General features: G+C 58.0%; 17 protein-coding genes and 1 riboswitch. Of the genes, 12 read left to right on the forward strand and 5 right to left on the reverse strand.

All coding sequences use genetic code 11. The features are described from left to right. The first annotated feature begins 431 nt into the window (after positions 1-431). Positions 432-2453: an excinuclease ABC subunit UvrB gene (gene uvrB, locus BY447_RS16325; protein WP_033731912.1), complete on the forward strand. Its 2022-nt coding sequence runs from the start codon at positions 432-434 to the stop codon at positions 2451-2453. Here the strand turns inward: uvrB and BY447_RS16330 are convergent. Beyond that, positions 2437-3360 carry a gluconeogenesis factor YvcK family protein gene (locus BY447_RS16330; RefSeq protein ID WP_110331538.1) on the reverse strand — a complete coding sequence of 308 codons (924 nt, stop codon included), beginning with the start codon at positions 3358-3360 and terminating at the stop codon, positions 2437-2439. The genes uvrB and BY447_RS16330 overlap by 17 nt on opposite strands. A gap of 204 nt (positions 3361-3564) precedes the next feature. Next, a riboswitch (molybdenum cofactor riboswitch) is annotated at positions 3565-3698 on the forward strand. Here BY447_RS16330 and moaA point away from each other — a divergent pair. From moaA to moaE, 5 genes are all read left to right on the forward strand, one after another. Continuing rightward, entirely contained in the window at positions 3688-4674 is a 987-nt protein-coding gene (moaA, locus tag BY447_RS16335) for a GTP 3',8-cyclase MoaA (protein WP_033782369.1), read from the forward strand. It overlaps the preceding riboswitch by 11 nt. 14 nt (positions 4675-4688) lie before the next feature. Continuing rightward, complete coding sequence (gene moaB, locus BY447_RS16340; RefSeq protein ID WP_013357188.1) at positions 4689-5204, forward strand: molybdenum cofactor biosynthesis protein B; 516 nt, start codon at positions 4689-4691, stop codon at positions 5202-5204. A gap of 2 nt (positions 5205-5206) precedes the next feature. Continuing rightward, positions 5207-5692 carry a cyclic pyranopterin monophosphate synthase MoaC gene (gene moaC / locus BY447_RS16345; RefSeq protein WP_095707527.1) on the forward strand — a complete coding sequence of 162 codons (486 nt, stop codon included), beginning with the start codon at positions 5207-5209 and terminating at the stop codon, positions 5690-5692. Further along, a complete protein-coding gene (gene moaD, locus BY447_RS16350) occupies positions 5685-5930 on the forward strand; it encodes a molybdopterin synthase sulfur carrier subunit (RefSeq protein ID WP_013357190.1) in 246 nt (81 codons plus the stop codon). The genes moaC and moaD overlap by 8 nt, the downstream gene beginning before the upstream one ends. A 1-nt stretch (position 5931) precedes the next feature. After that, positions 5932-6384, forward strand: a complete 453-nt coding sequence (gene moaE / locus BY447_RS16355) for a molybdopterin synthase catalytic subunit MoaE (RefSeq protein ID WP_110331539.1) — start codon at positions 5932-5934, stop codon at positions 6382-6384. 95 nt (positions 6385-6479) lie between these two features. Here the strand turns inward: moaE and BY447_RS16360 are convergent, their stop codons facing one another. Then, positions 6480-7265, reverse strand: coding sequence for an OBAP family protein (locus BY447_RS16360; protein ID WP_107319433.1), 786 nt, complete (start codon positions 7263-7265; stop codon positions 6480-6482). Positions 7266-7371: 106 nt separating this feature from the next. Between BY447_RS16360 and BY447_RS16365 the strand changes: the two genes are divergently transcribed. Both BY447_RS16365 and BY447_RS16370 read left to right on the forward strand, forming a co-directional pair. Continuing rightward, a complete protein-coding gene (locus BY447_RS16365; RefSeq protein ID WP_110331540.1) occupies positions 7372-8466 on the forward strand; it encodes a DUF1615 domain-containing protein in 1095 nt (364 codons plus the stop codon). 98 nt (positions 8467-8564) lie between these two features. After that, entirely contained in the window at positions 8565-9272 is a 708-nt protein-coding gene (locus tag BY447_RS16370) for a Bax inhibitor-1 family protein (protein ID WP_013357194.1), read from the forward strand. 47 nt (positions 9273-9319) lie between these two features. Here BY447_RS16370 and BY447_RS16375 read toward each other — a convergent pair whose 3' ends face one another. Genes BY447_RS16375 through BY447_RS16385 form a run of 3 tightly spaced genes read right to left on the reverse strand, consistent with a single transcriptional unit; the run spans position 9320 to position 12287 of the window. Beyond that, positions 9320-10285 (reverse strand): lysylphosphatidylglycerol synthase transmembrane domain-containing protein, encoded by a 966-nt coding sequence (locus BY447_RS16375; RefSeq protein WP_013357195.1) that lies wholly within the window; start codon positions 10283-10285, stop codon positions 9320-9322. After that, positions 10285-11529, reverse strand: coding sequence for a cardiolipin synthase ClsB (gene clsB, locus BY447_RS16380; protein WP_110331541.1), 1245 nt, complete (start codon positions 11527-11529; stop codon positions 10285-10287). The genes BY447_RS16375 and clsB overlap by 1 nt, the downstream gene beginning before the upstream one ends. Continuing rightward, positions 11526-12287: an endonuclease/exonuclease/phosphatase family protein gene (locus BY447_RS16385; RefSeq protein WP_110331542.1), complete on the reverse strand. Its 762-nt coding sequence runs from the start codon at positions 12285-12287 to the stop codon at positions 11526-11528. Before BY447_RS16385 ends, clsB begins: the two co-directional genes overlap by 4 nt. A 179-nt stretch (positions 12288-12466) precedes the next feature. On the opposite strand from BY447_RS16385, the gene BY447_RS16390 reads away from it, so the two are divergent. From BY447_RS16390 to BY447_RS16405, 4 genes are all read left to right on the forward strand, one after another. Next, positions 12467-12859, forward strand: a complete 393-nt coding sequence (locus tag BY447_RS16390) for a YbhQ family protein (protein ID WP_031594396.1) — start codon at positions 12467-12469, stop codon at positions 12857-12859. A gap of 217 nt (positions 12860-13076) precedes the next feature. After that, positions 13077-14447: an ATP-dependent RNA helicase RhlE gene (gene rhlE, locus BY447_RS16395; protein WP_110331543.1), complete on the forward strand. Its 1371-nt coding sequence runs from the start codon at positions 13077-13079 to the stop codon at positions 14445-14447. A 2-nt stretch (positions 14448-14449) separates the two neighbouring features. Further along, positions 14450-15400 carry a tRNA dihydrouridine(16) synthase DusC gene (gene dusC / locus BY447_RS16400; protein WP_095707520.1) on the forward strand — a complete coding sequence of 317 codons (951 nt, stop codon included), beginning with the start codon at positions 14450-14452 and terminating at the stop codon, positions 15398-15400. 70 nt (positions 15401-15470) lie between these two features. Then, positions 15471-16658 carry an MFS transporter gene (locus BY447_RS16405; RefSeq protein ID WP_033782378.1) on the forward strand — a complete coding sequence of 396 codons (1188 nt, stop codon included), beginning with the start codon at positions 15471-15473 and terminating at the stop codon, positions 16656-16658. Positions 16659-16666 lie beyond the last annotated feature (8 nt).

A 16666-nucleotide genomic window follows, 5' to 3' on the forward strand; every position in this document is an offset into this window, starting at 1 on the left:
TGGCGGCGGGGCTGCCATCACTTATCCACCATTCCTGTGGATAACCTTGTGCATTAGGTAATGAAAACCGGTTAGAAGCGAGGAAATACGCGGCCTGGTAACATAATGACGAGATTCTGGCCTTATTAGCTTAAACCAGTAAAATCAGCTGGTTATCAAAAAACAAGCCTGCGAATTTTCTGTCAGGTAACTGAACTGTAATTTTGTGACGTTCTATTGACAAATGTTAAATCCGATCCCGGTCTGGGGATAACATTGCGCATCAGGCTTTGCGATATCACGTATCTGAAGCAGGCGGGCTAAGTCTTACCCTGATTGCATTAACCTTGCACGATTACTGTTTTTATATCCAGTATTATTTTCTGGCAAAATCACCATAGCAGAGTAAAATAAGTGCCTGCCCGCCGACTTCTCCAGCAGGAACTGCATTCATGACCAAAGCTTTTAAACTCAATTCCGCCTTTAAACCTTCGGGCGACCAGCCTGAGGCGATCCGTCGCCTGGAAGAGGGGCTGGAGGATGGACTGGCTCACCAGACCTTATTAGGCGTGACCGGCTCCGGTAAAACCTTTACCGTCGCCAACGTCATTGCCGACCTCAATCGCCCGACGATGGTGCTGGCACCGAACAAAACGCTGGCGGCGCAGCTCTATGGCGAGATGAAAGAGTTTTTCCCGGATAACGCCGTCGAGTTTTTCGTCTCTTACTACGACTACTATCAGCCTGAAGCCTATGTGCCGAGTTCCGACACCTTTATCGAAAAGGATGCGTCGGTGAATGAACACATTGAACAGATGCGTCTGTCGGCGACCAAGGCGCTGCTGGAGCGGCGCGACGTTATCGTGGTGGCGTCGGTTTCGGCGATCTACGGTCTGGGCGATCCCGATCTCTATCTGAAAATGATGCTGCACCTGACCCGCGGCATGATTATCGATCAGCGCAGCATCCTGCGCCGTCTGTCAGAGCTGCAGTACACCCGCAACGACCAGGCGTTTCAGCGCGGCACCTTCCGCGTGCGTGGCGAAGTGATCGATATCTTCCCGGCGGAGTCGGACGATATTGCGCTGCGCGTCGAACTGTTTGACGAAGAGGTTGAGCGTCTGTCGCTGTTTGACCCGCTGACCGGGCAGATCGATTCAGTGGTGCCTCGCTTTACCATCTATCCCAAGACGCACTACGTCACGCCGCGTGAGCGCATTCTGCAGGCGATGGAAGATATCAAAGTCGAGCTGGCGGATCGCCGCCGGGTGCTGCTGGAGAACAATAAACTGCTGGAAGAGCAGCGTATTACTCAGCGTACCCAGTTTGATCTGGAGATGATGAGTGAGCTGGGTTACTGCTCCGGCATCGAGAACTACTCGCGCTACCTCTCCGCACGCGGACCGGGCGAAGCGCCACCGACGCTGTTTGACTATCTCCCTGCCGATGGCCTGCTGGTGGTGGATGAGTCCCACGTCACCATCCCGCAGATTGGCGGCATGTATAAAGGCGACCGGGCGCGCAAAGAGACGCTGGTGGAGTATGGCTTCCGCCTGCCGTCGGCGCTGGATAACCGTCCGATGAAGTTTGAAGAGTTTGAGGCGCTGGCCCCGCAGACTATCTATGTTTCAGCAACGCCGGGTAAATATGAGCTGGAAAAATCGGGCGACGAAGTGGTTGATCAGGTGGTACGTCCTACCGGCCTGCTGGATCCGATCATCGAAGTGCGTCCGGTCGGCACCCAGGTTGACGATCTGCTGTCGGAAATCCATCAGCGCGTGGCGATCAACGAACGTGTACTGGTGACGGTGCTGACCAAACGCATGGCGGAAGATCTCACTGAGTATCTGACTGAGCATGGCGAAAAAGTGCGCTATCTGCACTCCGACATCGACACCGTAGAGCGTATGGAGATTATCCGCGACTTACGTCTGGGTGAGTTTGATGTGCTGGTGGGCATCAACTTACTGCGTGAGGGGCTGGATATGCCGGAAGTGTCGCTGGTGGCGATTCTGGATGCGGATAAAGAGGGCTTCCTGCGTTCCGAACGATCGCTGATTCAGACCATTGGTCGTGCGGCGCGTAACATCAACGGCAAGGCGATTCTCTATGGCGATAAAATCACGCCGTCGATGGCGCGTGCCATTGAAGAGACGGAGCGCCGCCGCGAGAAACAGCAGCTGCACAACGAAAAGAATGGCATTGTGCCGCAGGGCCTGAACAAGAAGATCACGGATATTCTGGAGCTGGGCAAAAATGTGGTGAAAACCCGCGGCAAAGCGAAACCAGCACGTCCTGGCGAGGCTCAGGCACTGGCCGATTTCCAGCTGTTAACGCCGCAGGCGCTGCAGAAGAAAATCCACGAGCTGGAAGGGCAGATGCAGCAGCACGCGCAGAACCTGGAGTTCGAACAGGCGGCCAGCGTGCGCGATCAGCTGCATGAGCTGCGAACGCTGTTTATCGCGGCCTCGTAGCGCCGTCAAAGCTCTGAATGGCGTGTTCCAGCGCCACCCGTAACAGCTGGCGGTCGTGACGATATTTAATGTCGGCGGCCTCCAGCGGTTCACGGACAATCAGACGGTTTTCAATGCCCTCTGTGGCGACCGACGGTCCGACCACTACTGCATCGATCACCCGCTTGCCGATATAACGTTCCATCATCTGAAGCTTGTCAGCCACTGAAAGACTGGCCGCGGCGGGGCTAAGCTCACGGCCCAGATTGCCGATAAACACCATAGTGGCAGGCGTGCGACGCAGGGCCTGCGCCATCTCTTCCATCAGCAGAATGGGCATCAGGCTGGTGTAGAAACTGCCTGGACCAATCAGGATCAGATCCGCTTCTGCAATGGCCTGCAGCGCTTCCCGCGTCGGCTGAACGTTGGGGTGCAGCATCAGCTCCTGCGGCGGCTGCTTCATCTCATCGATGGCGGTTTCGCCGTAAACCATATTGCCTTCGGCATCCATCGCCACCAGATCCACCGGCTGCTCCGACATCGGGATTAAAAAGGCGTCGACCTTCAGCAGGTTACGGATGATGTTGATCGCTTCCAGCGGGCGAACGCTCAGATGATCCAGCGCCCGCAGCATCAGATTACCGAGGTTGTGACCGGCCAGTTCGCCGTTACCGGCAAAACGGTACTCGAACATCGCGGAGGCGACGCTGGGTTCTGCAATCAGCTGGTTCAGGCAGTTGCGCATGTCGCCCCAGGCGATACCGCCTTCGGAGCGACGAATGCGGCCGGTCGATCCGCCGTTGTCGGTGGTGGTGACGATGCCGGTGAGACGTGAGCCCAGCGGGGAAAGGGCCGACATCACGCGGCCTAAACCGTGTCCGCCGCCCAGTGCCACAACGCGATCAAGATCGGCCAGTGTGCGATTCATACTTCTCCTTAACATCTCGTCGCGTAGCGTGGCTCTAAACGCTAATCCCGCGCGGATGACTTGCGTCAAAATCTGGATCGCATTTTAACGTATCCTGTCGCGAAAATGCGGTGAAAATTCGATATGTATAAGAATATATAGCGAAAAGAGCAAATGGAAGAGTGAGGAAATTCACGCTACCATCATGTTTACCGCGCTGATCAACGGGTCAGCGTACACTCAAGCCTGAATGCCTAAGTCTGCGGATAGGGGATTCAGGCCGTAGCCACTGAGCTGCCAGGGTGCAGGAAGAAATGACTGCATCTCCCAATCTGGAAAGGTGTTCTGGTGTCACAATTTACTGATGCATACGCGCGTAAGTTCTATTATCTGCGCCTGTCGGTCACGGATGTCTGTAATTTCCGCTGTACCTATTGTCTTCCTGACGGCTACAAACCGCAGGGAATTCGTAACAAAAGCTTTCTCTCTCTGGATGAAATCCGCCGCGTCACGCGGGCTTTCGCCGCAGCCGGAACCGAAAAAGTGCGGCTGACCGGTGGTGAGCCGTCGCTGCGCCGTGATTTCACCGACATCATTGCGGCAGTGCGTGAAAACGCCTCTATCCGCCAGATCGCGGTCACCACCAATGGCTACCGGCTGGCGCGCGACGTGAAACAGTGGCGCGACGCGGGTCTGACCGCACTCAACGTCAGCGTCGACAGCCTGGACGCCCGTCAGTTTCACGCCATCACCGGCCAGGATAAATTCCATCAGGTGATGAGCGGCATCGACGCGGCGCTGGACGCCGGTTTTCGTCAGGTCAAAGTCAACAGCGTGCTGATGCGCGATCTCAACAGCCGTAATCTGGCCACGTTCCTCGACTGGATCCGCACCCGTCCGATTCAGCTGCGCTTTATCGAACTGATGGAGACCGGCGACGGCGGCACGCTGTTCCGCGATCAGCACGTTTCCGGCATGGTGATCCGCGAACAGCTCATTGCCCAGGGCTGGCAGCGGCGCGAAAGCGGACGCAGCGACGGCCCGGCGCAGGTCTTTTATCATCCCGACTATGTCGGCGAGATTGGCCTGATCATGCCTTATGCCAAAGATTTCTGTGCCAGCTGCAACCGTCTGCGCGTCTCGGCGCAGGGAAACCTTCACCTGTGCCTGTTTGGTGACGGCGGCATACCGCTGCGTGACCTGCTGGCGTCCGATGAGCAGCAGGCCGAACTGCAGGCGCGCATCGCCAGCAGCCTGGGACAGAAGAAGCAGACGCACTTCCTGCATCAGGGCAACACCGGTATCACACAGAATCTCTCTTACATTGGCGGCTAATTTCAGGAGGAAGTATGGGTAAACCAGCCAGCGAATTTCAGGCCGTGCAGATTGCGGTGATGACGGTGTCAGACCGTCGCGATGCCAGCAACGATACCTCCGGCGACTATCTGCGCGAGGCAGCGGCGGAAGCGGGCCATGAAGTGGTCGATCACGCCATCGTGCCGGATAACCTTTATCGCATTCGCGCCACCGTATCGCGCTGGATCGCCAGTGACGATGTCCAGGTGGTGATCATCAATGGCGGCACCGGCTTTAACCTGAAAAACAGCACGCCGGAAGCGCTGCTGCCGCTGTTTGACCGCGAGATTGACGGGTTTGGCGAACTGTTCCGGATGATCTCCTATGAGGAGATTGGCGGCTCGACGCTGCAGTCGCGCGCCATTGCCGGTCTGGCAAACGGGACGCTGATTCTGGCCGTGCCGGGTTCCACCAGCGCCTGCCGCACCGCCTGGGAGCGGATTATCGCTGACCAGCTTGATGCGCGCACTGCGCCCTGTAATTTTGTCTCACATCTGAAGAAACGGTAAGTATGTCTCAACTCACACACATTAATGCCGCGGGCGAAGCACACATGGTGGATGTTTCCGCCAAGGCTGAAACCGTGCGCGAAGCGCGCGCCGAAGTGCTGGTGCTGATGCAGCCGGAAACGCTGCAGATGATTATGGAAGGCAGCCATCACAAAGGGGATGTCTTCGCCACGGCGCGCATCGCCGGGATCCAGGCAGCAAAACGCACCTGGGAGCTCATCCCGCTCTGTCATCCGCTGATGCTGAGCAAAGTGGAAGTGAATCTGGAAGCGGAACCAGACCATAGCCGGGTTCGCATCACCACGCTCTGTCGCCTGACCGGCAAAACCGGCGTCGAGATGGAAGCGCTGACGGCAGCGTCAGTAGCCGCGCTGACCATCTACGACATGTGCAAAGCCGTGCAGAAGGATATCGTCATCGATCAGCTGCGCTTAATCAGCAAGAGCGGTGGCAAAAGCGGCGATTTCCAGGCGGTCACGCATGATTAAGGTGCTGTTTTTCGCCCAGGTGCGCGAGCTGATCGGCACCGCTTCCCTTGAGGTTAACGCTGACTATCCGGATGTGGCGGCGCTGCGCGCTGCGCTGGCCGAACGCGACGATCGCTGGGCGCTGGCGCTGGAGTCGGGCAAACTGCTGGCGGCGGTTAATCAGACGCTGGTGCCGATGAGTCACCCGCTGCATGCTGGTGATGAAGTGGCCTTTTTCCCGCCCGTAACCGGAGGCTAAGATGGAAACGCAGATTCGCGTCGGCCCCGAACCCTTTGATATGGCGGAAGCGTATCGCTGGCTGGCGGCCTGTGACGAAGATGGTGCCGTAGTGACTTTTACCGGCAAAGTGCGTAACCACAATCTGGGTGATAACGTGGCGGCGCTGACGCTGGAGCACTATCCCGGCATGACCGAAAAAGCGCTGCAGGAGATTGTTGATGCGGCGCGCGAACGCTGGCCACTGCAGCGCGTCACGGTAATCCACCGCGTCGGCGAGCTGTTTCCCGGCGATGAGATCGTGCTGGTGGGCGTGACGAGCGCCCATCGCGGCAGCGCCTTTTCTGCCGCGGAGTTCATCATGGATTACCTGAAAACTCGTGCGCCGTTCTGGAAGCGCGAAGCGACAGAGCAGGACGATCGCTGGGTGGATGCCCGCGACAGCGACCATCAGGCTGCCCAGCGCTGGGACTGAGGCATTAATGGCGCAAGCGGGCAGAGGTTTCTCCGCCCGCTGCGTTACCGCTGATCCCTCCCGCGTCACAGCCCGCTAACACGCATACACAACGCCTACGGCTGTTTCAGCTGCTCCGCCGGACCAAACCCGGTCTGACCGTGGCTGTGCTCACCACCACCGCTGGTGCGCTTAAGCTGAATAACCTGGCCCTTTTCCCAGGCGTTAGCACCCGGCGCCGCCGGATTGGCTACGATATCCGCCCGATCGGCCCGGATCTGCTTGCTGTCCACGTCAAAACGGCGATCGCGATCCGCCAGCAGCCGTGAATCCATCTGACCATCCTGGGTAAAGCCCATCATCAGCGCCGGAATGCCGATCGGCAGCGTTTTGTCGCGATCGGTATGCCAGGTGTGCCAGGTTTTGCCATAAGTATTCACGATGCGGGTCATCAGCGCGTGGTCGGCAACTTTCGGTAAGCCTGGCGCAATCAGCGTGCCCGATTTCACCTCATACTGATGGCTGTGCCATAGCTTTTTCTCTTCGGGCGGCAGGGTCTTAAACAGCCGTTCGCTGATGATGTACTCCACGCCCATCAGCCGCGCGTCGCGCGTGTTGCCATCGTAAATCACCGCCTGCATCACATCGTCGTTCAGCACGGTGACATAGTGGTGCGCCTCCATCTGACCGTTTTTATCGCCGTTATAAAAATGGAAGCCATCGAGATAAGTATTGATGGCGTCGATAGGCGGACGGGACTGCATCACGCTGGCGCCGGTCTCCAGCACCTTAAGCGAGGAGGAGGTCGGCGCGCCCGGTGACTGCACCTGAGCAGGGGTATTACTGGCGCCGCAGCCGGTTAATAACAGGCTGAACGCCGCAACAGGCCAGAGTTTAAACATCGTAAGTTCCTTTAACGTTAAAAAAGGTAACCTTAGTTCAGTTCTCTCCTGCCTGTGAAACTCTGGCAATGGTAGAGTAGGGCTTTGGTTCATTCTGAGGACAGGCATGTCATCTACCCCGATTCTGCAACGTCTGACACTGGTCGCCGCCCTGGTGCTGGCGGGTTGTAGCAGCAAGAAAACGCCGGAGGCGCCGGTACGGCAGCCTGAAGATGTCAAAGCGCAAATCCAGCGGCTGCTGCCGTCGCACGTTAGCAATAAAGCGGCCTGGAGCGACGATATCTACACCACCTTCCGCACGCAGCAGATCGACCCAAGCGCCAGTAACCTGTGCGCGGTGATCGCCGTGGCGGATCAGGAGAGTAACTTCAGCGCCGAGGCCGCGGTGCCAGGCCTGCCGAAAATCGCCTGGGGCGAGATCAACCGCCGTGCAGCGCAGGTGCACGTCCCGGCCTTCCTGGTGCGCACCGCGCTGCTGATCAAATCGCCGACCGGAGAAAGCTACGCCGCCCGGCTGGACAAGGTGCGCAGTGAAAAAGACCTTAGCGCCATCTTCGATGATCTGATCGATATGGTGCCGATGGGCCAGACGCTGTTCGGCAATCTCAACCCAATTCACACCGGTGGGCCGATGCAGGTCAGCATCGCGTTTGCCGAAGCGCACGCCAAAGGCTATCCGTGGCCGATCGATGGCACCATCCGGCGTGAAGTCTTTACCCGTCACGGCGGTATCTACTTTGGGACGATGCACCTGCTCGGCTATCCGGCTGACTACAGCCAGCCGCTCTATCGCTTTGCCGACTACAATGCAGGCTGGTACGCCAGCCGCAATGCGGCGTTCCAGGCGGCAGTGTCAAAAGCCACCGGCATGAAGCTGGCGCTGGATGGCGATCTGATCCTCTATGGCTCAGACGCGGCGGGCGGCACCGAACTGGCGGTACGGACGCTCTCAAAGCAGATCAACATGAGCAACAGCGCCATTCGCCGCGATCTGGAGAAAGGGGAGAAAGAATCATTCAGCGACAGCGAACTCTGGAAACAGGTCTTTGCCCTGGCGGATAAAATGGCAGGCCGTAAGCTGCCGCGTGAAATGCTGCCGGGCATTAAGCTGGAAAGTCCGAAAATTACCCGTAATCTGACGACGGCGTGGTTTGCGCAGCGCGTCGACAGTCGTTATCAGCAGTGTCTGTCGCGGCGTTAACCGGCATGTTGTGGCACAGTTGAGCTGAGCTGTGCCACACTTAACTCTGGCATGGCTCCCGGCAGGGAGCTGTTCATCCGTTCAACAAGAGGTGCATCATGGACCGATATCCACGCAATGATTCCATCGTTCAACCCGCATCTCGCGGTTTACAAGCCTATATGGCGCAGGTCTATGGCTGGATGACCTGCGGTCTGTTACTGACCGCATTTGTCTCCTGGTTCGCGGCGCGTACGCCCGCAGTGATGGAGCTGGTGTTTGCCAATCGCATTACCTTCTTCGGGCTGATTATCGCGCAGCTGGCGCTGGTGTTCTTCCTGTCAGGCATGGTGCATCGTCTGAGCGGAGCCGTAGCCACCGGGCTGTTTATGCTCTATTCGGCGCTGACCGGCATTACCATGGCGAGTATCTTCCTGGTCTACACCTACTCTTCCATCGCCAGCACCTTCTTTGTCACGGCGGGGATGTTTGGTGCAATGAGCTTTTACGGCTATACCACCAAACGCGACTTGAGCCGTTTTGGCAGCCTGCTGTTTATGGCGCTGATTGGCATTGTGCTGGCGTCGCTGGTGAACTTCTGGCTGAAAAGCCCGGCGCTGATGTGGGCGATTACCTACATCGGTGTGGTGGTGTTTGTGGGATTAACCGCTTATGACACGCAGAAGCTGAAAAACATCGGTGAGCAGATTGATGCCCGCGACACGGAAAACCTGCGTCGCTATTCGATCATGGGCGCGCTGACGCTCTATCTCGACTTCATTAACCTGTTCCTGATGCTGCTGCGGATCCTCGGTAACCGCCGCTGATTTTCAGTGTAAAAGGGGAGGCGCGAAGGTTGCGCCTCCCTTTTTTATTACGATTTCTGTAACTTCTGCTCGTTCTTCTGACGCAGATGCTTCGCCCGACTCTCCAGGCCCAGATAGAGCACCAGCGCTAACAGCAGCGGCAGGATAAAGTAGAGCACACGATAGGCCAGCAGCGCCGCGATGATGGTGCCATGCGAAGCGTGCTGACCGCTGAGCAGCGCCAGGAAAACCGCTTCCAGAACGCCAATGCCCGCCGGAATGTGAATGATTACTCCGGCAATACTGCTGATCAGCAGGACGCCCAGCACCATCGGATAGCCCACGTCGCGTCCCAGCAGCAGCCAGATAATCGCGCCCATCACCATCCAGTTGGCACAGGAAACCGCAAACTGCAGCAGCGCCATGCGCAGTGAAGGCAGCTGCAGCGTCTGGCCTTTAATCGTCCAGCGACGCTGTTTTGAGAAGGCACAGGCCCAGAGGTAAATCGCCACCAGCACCAGCAGAACCACGCCAATCAGCCGCAGCGTAGTCTCACCAATAAACCAGCCGCCGGGGATCGAGACCATGCCCGCACTGAACACCACGCCCGCCAGCAGAATATAGCCCAGCCAGTTAGTCGCGATGCTCAGGGAGAAGATGCGGGTGATGGTGCCGCTGTCGAGGCCCAGCCGGGAATAGAGCCGGTATCGCATGGCGACGCCGCCCACCCAGGTACTCAGCGTCAGGTTAAAGGCGTAACAGATAAACGACACCAGCATGACCTGCCGCTTCGCCAGCTTATGGCCGCAGTAGGCGCGGCCAATCAGGTCATAGCAGCCATAGACCAGGTAACTCAGCACCACCAGTCCGGCGGCGGTCAGGACCACAAAGCGGTTGTAGTTAACGATGACCTCATAAACATCTTCCCAGTTCACTTTGCGGGCATAAACCACCAGCAGAACCACCACCGCGACGAAAAACAGCACGGTGAGGATTTTTTTTGCCAGCTGCCAGCGTGGATGTTTTTTTGCCATCAGGATTTTGCTCCCGGGTTGTCTGCTTCTACACGATCCTGCGTTTCCATTTCAGGCTGTACTGGCGCACTGACCTGAGCCAGTTGCGGCGTGTGTGCCGGAAGCCAGCCCGCGATGGCCGGGAAATGACGCAGGAAATGGAATACCACCACGCTTTTGCTCAGTTGCCACCAGTTGCGCGGCGGCAGGCGATCCTCCTGCACGCGCTGGCAGTCGTTGGCCAGCAGCGCTTCGAGGTTGTCACGCAGCGTCTGGTTGAACGGCCGGTCATGGATGATCAGGTTAGCTTCCAGGTTCAGAGAGAGGCTCAGCGGATCGAGGTTGCTGGAGCCGACGGTCGCCCAGTAATCATCTTTTACGGCGATCTTGCCGTGCAGCGGACGACGGATATATTCGTAGACTTCAACGCCACCATCGACCAGATAGTTGTAGAGCAGCTCTGCGCCCACTTTCACAATCGGCATATCCGGCTCGCCCTGCACAATCAGCCGCACCCGGACGCCACGCTGCGCGGCATTGCGCATCTCACGCAGCAGCCGGTAGCCCGGGAAGAAGTAGGCGTTGGCAATAATCACATCCTTTTTGGCCTCGCGCAGCATCTCCAGATAGTGCACTTCGATGTCGTCGCGGTGCTCGTCATTATCACGATAGACATAGAGCACCTGGGCATCGCCGGGTTTAGCATTCACCGCCGGACGATGAGAACGCGATCCCCACCAGCGGCGGGTATGCTGTTCGCTGCCAATCGCCTGTTGCAGATAGCGGGCGATGTCAGCCACGACCGGGCCTTTGACCTGTACCGCGTAATCCTGTTTCGCCTCCGGGCCATAATCGGTGTTATGTTCAGCCGAGAAGTTGATGCCGCCGACAAAGGCGACCACGTCATCCACCACCACCGTTTTACGGTGCAGGCGACGGAAGACGTTGGTGCGCATCCCCATCACCAGCGGGCGCGGATCGTAGTAGATGAAACGCACACCCGCGCTGGTCAGGCTGTTCACAAATTTGTCGGAGAGTTCAGCGGAGCCGTAGCCATCGACCATCACTTCGACCCGCACGCCGCGCTGGGCCGCTGCCAGCAATTCGCGGTGCAGGGCGTTGCCGACGTCATCCTCAAACAGAATAAAGGTTTCGATCAAAACTGAGCGTTCTGCCCGCTGAATCGCGCCAAAGACGCGCGGGAAAAACGCTTCACCATTTTCCAGCAACAGTAGCCGGTTGCCTTCCTGCCAGTTAAAATTCATAGATGAATCTCCACCGCCAGCGGCGCGTGATCGGAAAGATGGGACCAGGGCTTACGCGGCAGCGCCCACGGATGACTGACGGTGGCGTTGCGCACATAGATGCGGTCAAGCCGCAATAGCGGGAAGCGCGCCGGGAAGGTGCGCGCCGGGCGTCCGGTCTTCATACTGAATACCTCTTTCAGGCCTGCGCCCTGTTTTAATATGGCGTTAGCGCGTCGCTGCCAGTCGTTAAAATCGCCTGCTACGACGACCGGCGCGTCGGGCGGCAGCGAGTTGACCATTTCACAGATCTTCTTCATCTGCGCGTGACGATGTGTCTCTTTCAGACCCAGGTGAACACAGATGACATGCAGCGTGCCGTGCGACTCGGGCAGGGCGATCTGACAGTGCAGCATGCCGCGGTTTTCACTGCCTGCCACCGAGATATCCCGGTTCTCATAGTCAGTTATCGGGAAGCGTGAAAGCACGGCATTGCCGTGATGTCCCTCCGGATAGACCGCATTGCGGCCGTAGGCGAAATCGTTCCACATGGTGTCAGCCAGAAACTCATAATGAGGCGATTCAGGCCACTCTTCATGGTTAAGGGCGTGGATGGCATGGGTGCCCATTACCTCCTGGAGAAAGACCACATCCGCCGAGGTTGCGCGAACGGCTTCGCGCAATTCCGGCAGGATGAAGCGGCGATTAAACGGGGCAAACCCCTTGTGTGTATTGATCGTCAGGACTTTTATTGAAAATCCTTGCGCATTTTGTGGCATACTCGCGACGCACTCCTTTTCATCATCAATAGAATCAAAGTGTAGTCTTTGTCACAAATGGGTGGTGAGAGAGCGCGATATTTAGGGCGTTATCCGAAAATTGTTTTACATTGAGGAAACCGTTTCCGGCTTGTGCCGGTAGCACTTGGGCGACCTGTTGGGTCTGCCAGGAGAATTGAATGAAATGGTCTAATCGTATTCAAATCATCACGGGTCAGACGTTGTTGCATATCGCTATGCATCTGCTGGTGATCGCTGCGCTGATCTGGGGCTGGAAACACAAGGCGCTGGTTGATGTCTGCAGCACGCTGGTGGCGATGTACGCACTGGTTTTTGTTGCCATGCTGGTGACACAGCGCATCGCCCGTTTACGTACGCTCGGCGATTATCTTGAAGAAGCGACCACCACTTACTACTTTGGCGCCGCCATGATGACACTGTTCCTGGTGTCGCGGATTTACCACAACAATCTGCTGCTGGCCTGTCTCGGCGTAGTGATGTTGCTGGGTCCGGCGCTGGTTTCGCTACTGGCGAAAGAGCCACCGCGGCGCATCGAAAATAAACGTAGTTAAGTTGAAGGCCACCGCGAGGTGGCCTTCCTGTTTCTGCGCAGTTAAGTTATGTCAGTAAATGTGAGCTATCTCGCACACTTCATTTAAAGCTGCTACACTCGCCCGCTTACGCATCGTAGTTTGTGCCCTTTTCACGCGTCAGCCCCAGCTGCCGTCACTATCCCTCTGAAAACTACACCGTGAATCACGGCCAGAGCGGACCGGAGTAAACCACGTAATGTCATTTGACTCTCTCGGCCTGAGTGCCGATATTTTGCGCGCGGTTGCCGAACAAGGCTACAGCGAACCTACACCTATCCAGCGCCAGGCGATTCCTGTGGTGCTGGCAGGCCGCGATCTGCTGGCGAGTGCCCAGACCGGCACCGGCAAAACGGCCGGCTTTACCTTACCGTTGTTACAGAAACTCTCTGCCACCGCGACGCCCGTACGCGGTCGTCGCCCGGTGCGCGCCCTGATCCTGACCCCAACCCGTGAACTCGCGGCGCAGGTCGGCGAAAACGTCAGCGACTACAGCAAATATCTCTCGCTGCGTTCGCTGGTCGTGTTTGGTGGCGTCAGCATCAATCCACAGATGGTTAAGCTGCGTGGCGGCGTCGATGTGCTGGTGGCCACGCCAGGTCGCCTGCTGGATCTGGCGCAGCAGAATGCCGTTGACCTGTCTCAGGTCGAAATTCTGGTGCTGGATGAAGCGGACCGTATGCTGGATATGGGCTTTATCCACGACATTCGTCGCGTACTGGCACGTCTGCCGGCCAAACGTCAGAACCTGCTGTTCTCAGCCACCTTCTCGGATGAGATCAAAGGCCTGGCGGAAAAACTGCTGACCAACCCGGAAATGATTGAAGTGGCTCGCCGCAACACCGCTTCTGAGCAGGTGGCACAGCAGGTGCATTTCGTTGATAAGAAGCGTAAGCGGGAACTGCTGTCGCAGCTGATCGGCGAAGGTAACTGGCAGCAGGTGCTGGTCTTTACCCGTACCAAACACGGCGCTAACCACCTTGCCGAGCAGCTGGGCAAAGATGGCATCACCGCTGCCGCAATCCACGGCAACAAGAGCCAGGGTGCCCGTACCCGTGCGCTGGCCGACTTTAAGTCAGGCGGCATTCGCGTGCTGGTTGCGACCGATATCGCGGCCCGTGGCCTGGATATCGAAGAGCTGCCACACGTCGTGAACTACGAGCTGCCCAACGTCGCCGAAGATTACGTTCACCGTATTGGCCGTACCGGCCGTGCGGCTGCAACCGGTGTCGCACTGTCGCTGGTCTGCGTCGATGAGCACAAACTGCTGCGTGATATCGAACGTCTGCTGAAGCGTGAAATCCCGCGTCTGGCGATTGAAGGCTATGAGCCGGATCCAAGCATCAAGGCCGAGCCGATCATCAACGGTCGTCAGCAGCAGTCTCGTGGCGGTGCAGGTGGTGGCGGTCGTGGGCGTGGTCAGGGCGGACAGGGTGCAGGCGCATCGCGTTCATCTTCATCCGGCGACAAACGTCCTCAGGCGCGTCGTCAGAGCCAGGCGGCACCTCAGGGCGATAAGCCCGCAGCCCGTCCACGTCGTCCGGCTCCGAAGCGCACCGGAAACGTCTGAGTATGAGGGTTTTACTGGCTCCGATGGAAGGCGTGCTGGACTCACTGGTGCGCCAGCTGCTATCGGAAGTGAACGACTACGATCTCTGCATCACTGAGTTTTTGCGCGTAGTCGATCAACTGCTGCCGGTAAAATCCTTCACCCGTCTCTGCCCCGAACTGCATCACGCCAGCCGTACGCCATCCGGCACGCGGGTGCGGATGCAGCTGCTGGGGCAGCATCCCGAATGGTTAGCCGAGAACGCCGCACGCGCGGTGGAGCTGGGTTCCTGGGGTGTTGATCTCAACTGTGGTTGTCCCTCTAAACTGGTCAACGGCAGCGGAGGCGGCGCAACCCTTCTGAAAGATCCCGATCTGATTTATCGCGGCGCGAAAGCGATGCGTGAAGCGGTGCCTGCCGATTTGCCGGTAACGGTAAAAGTGCGGCTCGGCTGGGATTCCAGTGCCCGCAGCCTGGAGATTGCCGACGCGGTCCAGCAGGCCGGTGCCAGCGAACTAACAGTGCATGGACGGACCAAAGAAGAGGGCTATCGCGCAGAAGCGATCAACTGGCAGGCGATTGGCGACATTCGTCAGCGGCTGCGCATTCCGGTGATTGCTAATGGCGAGATATGGGACTGGCAAAGCGCGCAAAACTGTATGGCGGTCACCGGCTGCGATGCGGTAATGATTGGCCGTGGTGCACTGAACATCCCCAACCTGAGCCGGGTGGTGAAATACAACGAACCGCCGATGGCCTGGCCCGATGTGGTGCGGTTATTGCAGAAATACAGCCGGCTGGAAAAGCAGGGCGATACCGGCCTCTATCACGTGGCGCGGATCAAACAGTGGCTCGGTTATCTGCGCAAAGCGTATGGCGAAGCCGATGGCTTATTCAGTGAAATCCGTGCGTTAAAAAACTCGGGCGACATCGCGCAGGCGATTGACCGTCATGCACATGTTCATGGTTTGTGATAAAAAATCAGGCGACCCCTTAACCGCCTGACGGTATAGTGGGCAAAATTTCCCACACCACAAGCCTGCTATGTCTGACACCGCTGTGTTGAGCAACAGTCAGCTCAACAAACGAATCCTCTCGGTTATCATTTTCACTTTCTTCTGCTATCTCTCCGTCGGACTGCCGCTGGCCGTGCTGCCGGGCTTCGTCAAAAATCAGCTTGGCTTCAGCTCCTTTATTGCCGGTCTGATTATCAGCATCCAGTATTTTGCGACGCTGCTCAGCCGTCCGCAGTCGGGCCGTCTCGCCGATCGCCTGGGGCCGAAACGGGTGGTGATGCTGGGACTGCTCTGCTGCGGCATGAGCGGAGTGCTGACTATTGTGGCGGCTCTGCTGAGCAGCTGGCCGTGGCTGAGTCTGGCGCTGCTGGCTATCGGGCGACTGTTTCTTGGCGTGGGCGAAAGCTTCAGCAGCACCGGTTCCACGCTGTGGGGCATGAATATCGTCGGGCCGTTGCAGACCGCGCGCGTCATCTCCTGGAACGGTGTCGCCACCTATCTGGCGATGGCTGTTGGTGCGCCGCTGGGCGTGCTGCTGAACAGTCAATTTGGTATGAGCGGATTTGCCGGACTGATTGCGCTGATGGGCGTCGTTGGGTATCTGATGGCCAGCCGCAAACCGGCGGTCACCGTCAGCGTTGGCGAGCGCATTCCGTTTCATCGCGTCTTCTCCCGCGTCTGGCTTTATGGCCTGGCGCTGGGCTTCGGCACCATCGGCTTTGGCGTCATCGCCACCTTTATCACCCTCTATTTTGCCAGCCGCGACTGGCAGGGCGCGGCCTATGCACTGACGCTGTTCAGCCTGGGGTTTGTGCTGGTGCGGCTGGGTTTTGGTCGCTTTATTACCCGCTTTGGCGGACTGCGTGTGTCGCTGTTCTCTTTCCTGCTGGAGTGTCTGGGACTGCTGATTATCTGGCAGGCGGACAGCGCCTGGCTGGTGGGCGCGGGCGCGTTCCTCACCGGCAGCGGTTTCTCGCTGGTCTTCCCGGCGCTGGGCGTTGAGGCGGTAAAAAGGGTTGAGCGCCAGGATCAGGGCTCGGCGCTGGGCACCTATTCCGCCTTTCTCGATCTGGGACTCGGTTTAACCGGCCCGGTGGCGGGCTTGTTTATCGGGCACTGGGGGATGCAGTCGGTCTATCTGGCTGCCGCCGTGATGGTGCTGGGCGCGCTGCTGATTACGCTGCGGCTCTATACGCAGCAACGGCTCACCACCTGACCGGTGGT

This window comes from Pantoea sp. JKS000250 (assembly GCF_003201065.1).
In the GTDB taxonomy this organism is placed as follows: domain Bacteria; phylum Pseudomonadota; class Gammaproteobacteria; order Enterobacterales; family Enterobacteriaceae; genus Pantoea; species Pantoea vagans.

Coding starts and splice junctions, on each gene's coding strand:
- BY447_RS16405 (WP_033782378.1), top strand. CDS start 15,471: ATGTCTGACACCGCTGTGTTGAGCAACAGTCAGCTCAACAAACGAATC.
- BY447_RS16385 (WP_110331542.1), bottom strand. CDS start 12,287: ATGCCACAAAATGCGCAAGGATTTTCAATAAAAGTCCTGACGATCAAT.
- BY447_RS16360 (WP_107319433.1), bottom strand. CDS start 7,265: ATGTTTAAACTCTGGCCTGTTGCGGCGTTCAGCCTGTTATTAACCGGC.
- BY447_RS16370 (WP_013357194.1), top strand. CDS start 8,565: ATGGACCGATATCCACGCAATGATTCCATCGTTCAACCCGCATCTCGC.
- BY447_RS16390 (WP_031594396.1), top strand. CDS start 12,467: ATGAAATGGTCTAATCGTATTCAAATCATCACGGGTCAGACGTTGTTG.
- uvrB (WP_033731912.1), top strand. CDS start 432: ATGACCAAAGCTTTTAAACTCAATTCCGCCTTTAAACCTTCGGGCGAC.
- rhlE (WP_110331543.1), top strand. CDS start 13,077: ATGTCATTTGACTCTCTCGGCCTGAGTGCCGATATTTTGCGCGCGGTT.
- moaC (WP_095707527.1), top strand. CDS start 5,207: ATGTCTCAACTCACACACATTAATGCCGCGGGCGAAGCACACATGGTG.
- moaD (WP_013357190.1), top strand. CDS start 5,685: ATGATTAAGGTGCTGTTTTTCGCCCAGGTGCGCGAGCTGATCGGCACC.
- BY447_RS16330 (WP_110331538.1), bottom strand. CDS start 3,360: ATGAATCGCACACTGGCCGATCTTGATCGCGTTGTGGCACTGGGCGGC.
- moaB (WP_013357188.1), top strand. CDS start 4,689: ATGGGTAAACCAGCCAGCGAATTTCAGGCCGTGCAGATTGCGGTGATG.
- BY447_RS16375 (WP_013357195.1), bottom strand. CDS start 10,285: ATGGCAAAAAAACATCCACGCTGGCAGCTGGCAAAAAAAATCCTCACC.
- moaE (WP_110331539.1), top strand. CDS start 5,932: ATGGAAACGCAGATTCGCGTCGGCCCCGAACCCTTTGATATGGCGGAA.
- BY447_RS16365 (WP_110331540.1), top strand. CDS start 7,372: ATGTCATCTACCCCGATTCTGCAACGTCTGACACTGGTCGCCGCCCTG.
- clsB (WP_110331541.1), bottom strand. CDS start 11,529: ATGAATTTTAACTGGCAGGAAGGCAACCGGCTACTGTTGCTGGAAAAT.
- dusC (WP_095707520.1), top strand. CDS start 14,450: ATGAGGGTTTTACTGGCTCCGATGGAAGGCGTGCTGGACTCACTGGTG.